Origin of the sequence: Pararobbsia alpina, assembly GCF_902859895.1 — a bacterium.
In the GTDB taxonomy this organism is placed as follows: domain Bacteria; phylum Pseudomonadota; class Gammaproteobacteria; order Burkholderiales; family Burkholderiaceae; genus Pararobbsia; species Pararobbsia alpina.
The window spans coordinates 1-6,005 of the sequence record NZ_CADIKM010000100.1 but is presented as its reverse complement, the minus strand read 5'-3'; the positions used below and the strand labels follow the sequence as shown (position 1 = coordinate 6,005).

Genomic DNA, 6,005 nt, shown 5'->3' with positions numbered 1-6,005 from the left:
ATCACTGGCGAATGCAGAAGATGCGGATGCTCGAGCATCTCGGCGATTACGCGCAGCGCCCGCTCGCATTCGATCCGATTCTTCGAACCTCCCAGACATACACGCAGCGCGTTGGGCGGATTGCCGTCAGTCGAGAACGCCGCGGCGGCGACAGCGGCAATGCCTTGACTACGTAACTGCAGCGCTAGTTCCGAAGCACTCCAGCTGCCTTCGTAGGGAATTGGCAGCCACAGATGAAAGCCGTCTGGATGCGCATCATAGGACGACGCGCCGAGCACGCGAGCGGCAATCGCCTGGCGCGCTTTCGACTCGCTGCGAATCGCGCTGAGCATCTCTTGCGCCGTGCCGTCGGCAACCCACTGCGTGGCGAGCGACACCGTAAATGGACTCGCCATCACGGTGGTCGCGCACAGTGCGCCTGCCAGGCGCTGCGCTTGACGCGGAGTCGGCGCGTGCAGATAAGCGACGCGCAACCCGGCACCTAAATTTTTCGACATTCCCGTTATGTAGTAAGTCAGCTCAGGCGCGAAACTCGCCAGCGGGTCCGGCGGTTGCTGCGGCAACATCGCGTATGCGTCGTCCTCGATGATCGGCACGCTATAGCGTAATGCCACGTCGGCGAGCGCCTCACGCCGCCTTCGCGTGAGCGTCAGTGTGCTTGGGTTCTGCAGCGTCGGATTGCAATAGAGCGCGCTTGGCTTGTCGGTCCTGCAGAGCGCTTCGAACGCATGCGCCAGTGGCCCTTCGTCGTCGCGTACGAGCGCCTGCAAACGCACCCCCAGTTGCGCCGCGATAGCCTTGATGCCCGGATAGGCGAGCGTGTCGAGACAAATTGTTGTGCCCGGGCGTGCCAGCTGCGAGACGAGTGCGACGAGAGCGCTATGAATGCCCGGACACACCAGTACGTTGTCCGGCGAGCAATGAGCGAGGCGGCGCTTTAACCACTCCGTGCCCGCCGCTTTGTCTGCTGGCGTGCCGCCGAATTCCTGATAACGCAACAGTTGGTACGGGTCGCTATTCGACATCAGACGGGCGGCGGATTCACGCAGGAGCGCGGAGTAGTCGGCGGGCTCGGGGGGCGTGTTCATCGTCATTTCGAAGCTGCTGCCACCACTTAGCGGCGGCGTCGCGGTGCGGCCGCGCACGAAGGTGCCACTGCCGGCGCGCGAATCGAGCAGGCCGCGCTTTTTCGCCTCGGCATAGGCGCGTGCCACGGTAGTGTAGTTCAGTGCCAGTTCGTCGGCCAGATCGCGCAGGCCCGGCAGTCGGTCGCGGGGGCGCAAGCGTCCGGTCGCGAGATCTTCCTCTATCAGATCCGGGATCGCGAGATAAGCCGGTTTGCGGACTTCGGCAAGACGTTTGATCCAGTGGTGAGTCGGGCTTCTCATGGTGTTCATGGAAATAGAAGACTATCGGAAAAGACGTCACGCATGGTCGGATCAGCGCTGGAAAAGAGATCGCATAAGCGGTCCAAACTGATCGGATTGATTGGACGGGACGCTGGGCGAATGTGGTGAATGATTGCACTGGGGCGGGGCATTTTCACCATGGAGATCGCACCTGGCTGGTGCGATAGACGACTGTGCGGCCGATTTCATTAGCTAAGCTCGCTATATGCAACCTTCGGACCAAACAAATTTCTGCACTCCTAGCGAATGAATGTCTGTTTGATCGGAAAGTGATCGCATTGGCGGCGGCCATCATTGGCACGGCCGTTGCGTTAGTGGTCTCGGCGCAAACGTAAGGCGGCGCCTTGATATCACGCTTCATTTCCTGTTCACGCATATCACATTGGAGAGTGCCATGCCAGCTGTCAACAAGCCGCTGCATCAGAAGGGCGATTACCTCGTCGACTACGAAGAGAAAGTCTTCGAGGACGTGAAGGCCGAGCCAGGTGAAAAGGCACTCGTCACGTTTCATACGGTGGCGTTCGAAGGCTCGATCGGCTTCGTCAATCTTCTACAAGCCACGCGCCTGCAGCGTAAAGGTTTCGAAACCTCGGTGCTCCTTTACGGCCCGGGCGTGACGCTCGGTCTGCAGCGAGGTTTCCCGACACTCGGTGACGAAGCGTTCCCGGGTCATCTGAATTTCAACAAGCAACTGATGAAGTTCATGGAAGAGGGCGGCAAGGTGTATGCGTGCCGCTTCGCGTTGCAAGCTTTGTATGGACATGGCGAAGCGTCGCTGATCGAAGGCATTCGACCGATCAGCCCGCTCGACGTGCTGGACATCCAGCTTCTGCATCGCAAGGACAACGCGCTGATCATCCACACTTGGACGGTTTGAGCACAGGCGGCTACCACCATGTCTGAAAAACGCATCGTTCGTGCCGCTGCAGTCCAGATTTCACCGGACTTCGAGCGCAGCGACGGCACGCTCAACAAGGTTTGTGAGGCGATCGATCAGGCGGCGCGCGAAGGCGTGCAACTGATCGTGTTTCCCGAAACCTTCGTGCCGTATTACCCGTACTTTTCGTTCGTGCGGCCACCGGTCGCCTCGGGCGCCGATCACATGCGGCTTTATGAAGAAGCGGTGGTGGTGCCCGGCCCCGTGACGCATGCGGTGGCCGAGCGCGCCCGCCTGCATCGCATGGTCGTCGTGCTTGGCGTGAACGAGCGCGATTACGGCAGCCTGTACAACACGCAACTGATCTTCGATGCCGATGGCCAGTTGCTGCTTAAGCGCCGCAAGATCACACCGACGTTCCACGAGCGGATGATCTGGGGGCAAGGCGATGCGTCTGGGCTGAGGGTCGTGCAGACGGAGGTGGCGCGGGTGGGGGCGCTGGCGTGCTGGGAGCACTACAACCCGCTCGCCCGCTACGCGTTGATGACGCAGCACGAGGAAATTCACTGCAGTCAGTTTCCAGGTTCGCTGGTGGGGCCGATTTTCGCCGAGCAGATCGAAGTAACGATCCGCCATCACGCGCTCGAGTCGGGCTGCTTCGTCGTGAACGCGACGGGGTGGCTGACTGAGGCGCAGATCGCATCGGTCACGAGCGACACGAATATGCAAAAGGCGCTGCGTGGCGGCTGCAATACGGCAATCGTGTCACCCGAGGGGCAGCATCTGGCTGCGCCGCTGCGTGAAGGCGAAGGCATGGTGATCGCCGATCTCGACATGGCGCTGATCACCAAGCGCAAACGCATGATGGATTCGGTCGGCCACTATGCGCGGCCCGAATTGCTGAGCCTCGCCATCAACGAGCGGCCGGCTACGACAGTGTCGCCGATGCCGTTTCCGGGCAATGCGTGGAACGCCTCGTCCAGCACCGATTTCAACTCAACCATGGGATGCCGCGATGAATTCCAGCGAGACCTTGCCCGCCGCGAGCCGGCAATTGATGACTGAATTGCAGTCGGTCGGCTTGCGGCTGGCCGATCCTGGTACCGGCGTCGCCAGCCGGCGCGGTGGCGCGGGACCGTCTGATCACAAGGCCGTCACGGTGGACGGCGTGACCATCATGGTGCCGGTGCATACGAACACGGCATGGCATTCGCCGTTCGTTGCCGCGCCTGCCGACGCACACGGCACCAGTGCATTGCTGCGCGGCACGATTCCGATTGCCAATATCAGCTTTCCAAAGGCGCCGCGCTTTTACGGCATGCAGACGCTCGACGGCGTGCCGTACTCGCACATCGCAACGCTACACAGCGCCGATGTGCTGGCGAGCACCGTGCTGCAAACCTGCATTCGCTACGAGAGCCGCCGCAAGACGTGCAAGTTCTGCGCGATCGGTCAATCGCTTGCAGCGGGTCGCACGATTGCGCGCAAGACACCGGAGCAGCTTGCAGAAGTCGCGCGAGCGGCGGTGCTGTTGGACGGTGTCAAGCATATGGTGCTGACGACCGGCACGCCGCCCAGCAGCGATCGTGGTGCGAAAATTCTCTGCGAGAGTGCGTTCGCGATCAGGGCCGCGGTCGATCTGCCGATCCAGGCGCAATGCGAACCACCGGACGACGATCAATGGTTCGCGCGCATGAAGGTGAGCGGCGTCGACACGCTCGGCATGCATCTCGAAGTGGTGACGCCGTCGTTGCGCGAACGCATCATGCCCGGTAAATCGAGCGTGCCGCTGTCGCGCTATATGGATGCATTCAAGGCCGCGGTCGCCGTGTTTGGACGGGGACAGGTGAGCACCTATATCCTCGCGGGACTTGGTGACACCGCCGAAGCGATTCTCGCGATTTCGCGCGAGCTGATCGACCTTGGCGTGTATCCGTTTGTCGTGCCATTCGTGCCGATCAGCGGCACGCCGCTTGAAGATCATCCGGCGCCGTCGCCGGAGTTCATGAAGTCGGTGTTGCAGCCGCTCGGCGCCATGCTCGCCGCGGCTGAAATGCGCTCGGCGGACATCAAGGCCGGCTGCGGCAAGTGCGGCGCGTGCTCGTCCCTGTCTTCGTACGAGGAGTGATCATGTTTGGCGAAGCGATTGCGGGTGCATCGGCTGAACTGAACGACCTGGATGTTGCGCCAGCGTTGTACACGCCGACCGAATACCGGATCAAGTGGACCACGCTTCAGTGGGAAGCCGATGAGGCCTACAAGTTGCGGCGCGCGGTGTTCTGCATCGAGCAGGGCATCTTCGTCGGCGACGACCGCGACGAGATCGACGAGCGTGCGCAGCAACTGGTGGCGGTGAGCTGTATTGCCGGGATGCCGGAGCAAGTGGTCGGCACGGTGCGGATCCATCAGGAAGAGCCTGGCGTCTGGTTCGGTTCGCGGCTCGCCGTGCACGCTGCGTTTCGCCGTCACGGCAAGATCGGTGCAACGCTGATCCGTCTCGCCGTGACGAGCGCGCATGCGCTCGGCTGTCAGACATTCCTCGCGCATGTGCAGAGCCAAAATGTGCCGCTGTTTCGCCGTCTGCGTTGGGATGTACTTGCAGAGGAAAGGATGCTCGGCCGTCCGCATCATCTGATGCAGGCGCAGCTTCAGCACTACCCGCCGTGCACGACACCGCGCAGCGGCTTTGTCACGCAATCGCGGAGCGGGTCATGAGTGTGGCGGATCTGGTCGCGAGCTTGCGTGAAAGCCGCGGCTTTCAGCACAAGACCGATATCGCCGGCGTAGTGTCGTCGCTGGCGCGGCAGCTGCCGGGCGGTGCCGGCGATCTCGGCCAGGCAGTGGCGGTGGGCGACGATTGCGCGGCGTTGCCGGATGGCGACGCTTACCTGTTGTTCGCCATCGAAGGCATGGTCAGTGACTTCGTGCAGGCGATGCCATGGTTCGCCGGCTACAGCAGCGTGATGGTCAACGTCAGCGATGTCTACGCTATGGGCGGGCGGCCGCTCGCGGTCGTGAATGCGTTGTGGAGCGATGGCGTCGGCGCGGCGCACGAGGTGCTTGCGGGAATGGTGGCGGCCTCGGTGGCGTATGGGGTGCCGATTGTTGGCGGACACACCAATGCGCGAAGCGATCAGGCGCAACTGGCCGTGTCGATTCTGGGCCGCGCTAACGCGCTGTTGTCGAGTTTCAACGCGAGACCGGGCGACCGCCTCCTGATGGCGGTCGATCTGCGCGGCCGCTTCGAGGAACCGTATCCGTTCTGGAATGCTTCAGTCGGAACGCCGGCTTCGCGTCTGCGCGATGACCTTGAGCTGTTGCCACAGTTAGCCGAGAACGGGCTGTGTGATGCAGCGAAAGATATCAGCATGGCGGGTACGCTCGGCACGGCATTGATGTTGCTCGAATGTTCGCAGGTCGGCGCTCGCATCGATCTCGACGCGATCCCGAAGCCGGCTGACGTGCCGCTTGCGCGTTGGGTCACCGCGTTTCCGAGTTTCGGCTACCTGCTCTCGGTGCGTGAAGCGTACGTCGAACGCGTGCAGGCGCGATTTGAAGCGCGCTCGCTGACCTGCGCGGAGATTGGGACGGTAGACGCAACGCGCCAAGCGGTCGTCCATCGCGGGGACGATGTGGCAGTGTTGTGGGACTTCGGCAGCGAGCCGTTTATCGTCCCGGCCGATCAGGTGCCGCGATGATCATGGACGCATTGCGGATCG

At 62.1% G+C, this 6,005-nt stretch carries 6 protein-coding genes; 5 read left to right on the top strand and 1 reads right to left on the bottom strand.

The window, feature by feature from the left end; all coding sequences use genetic code 11:
• Positions 1 to 1,388: aminotransferase-like domain-containing protein (locus HV670_RS29130; protein ID WP_175108409.1), on the bottom strand; the 1,388-nt coding region annotated here is incomplete at its 3' end.
• Between the two features lie 415 nt (positions 1,389 to 1,803).
• Between HV670_RS29130 and HV670_RS29125 the strand changes: the two genes are divergently transcribed.
• The 5 genes from HV670_RS29125 to HV670_RS29105 are packed head-to-tail and all read left to right on the top strand — an operon-like array spanning position 1,804 to position 5,984.
• Positions 1,804 to 2,286, top strand: coding sequence for an MSMEG_0572/Sll0783 family nitrogen starvation response protein (locus HV670_RS29125; protein WP_054040483.1), 483 nt, complete (start codon positions 1,804 to 1,806; stop codon positions 2,284 to 2,286).
• Positions 2,287 to 2,304: 18 nt separating this feature from the next.
• On the top strand, positions 2,305 to 3,351 hold the full coding sequence (locus HV670_RS29120) for a Nit6803 family nitrilase (RefSeq protein ID WP_175108407.1): 1,047 nt from the start codon (positions 2,305 to 2,307) through the stop codon (positions 3,349 to 3,351).
• Positions 3,344 to 4,414 carry an MSMEG_0568 family radical SAM protein gene (locus HV670_RS29115; RefSeq protein WP_175108408.1) on the top strand — a complete coding sequence of 357 codons (1,071 nt, stop codon included), beginning with the start codon at positions 3,344 to 3,346 and terminating at the stop codon, positions 4,412 to 4,414. Before HV670_RS29120 ends, HV670_RS29115 begins: the two co-directional genes overlap by 8 nt.
• 2 nt (positions 4,415 to 4,416) lie before the next feature.
• Positions 4,417 to 5,001: an MSMEG_0567/Sll0786 family nitrogen starvation N-acetyltransferase gene (locus HV670_RS29110; protein ID WP_175108406.1), complete on the top strand. Its 585-nt coding sequence runs from the start codon at positions 4,417 to 4,419 to the stop codon at positions 4,999 to 5,001.
• On the top strand, positions 4,998 to 5,984 hold the full coding sequence (locus tag HV670_RS29105) for a sll0787 family AIR synthase-like protein (RefSeq protein ID WP_175108405.1): 987 nt from the start codon (positions 4,998 to 5,000) through the stop codon (positions 5,982 to 5,984). The genes HV670_RS29110 and HV670_RS29105 overlap by 4 nt, the downstream gene beginning before the upstream one ends.
• Positions 5,985 to 6,005 lie beyond the last annotated feature (21 nt).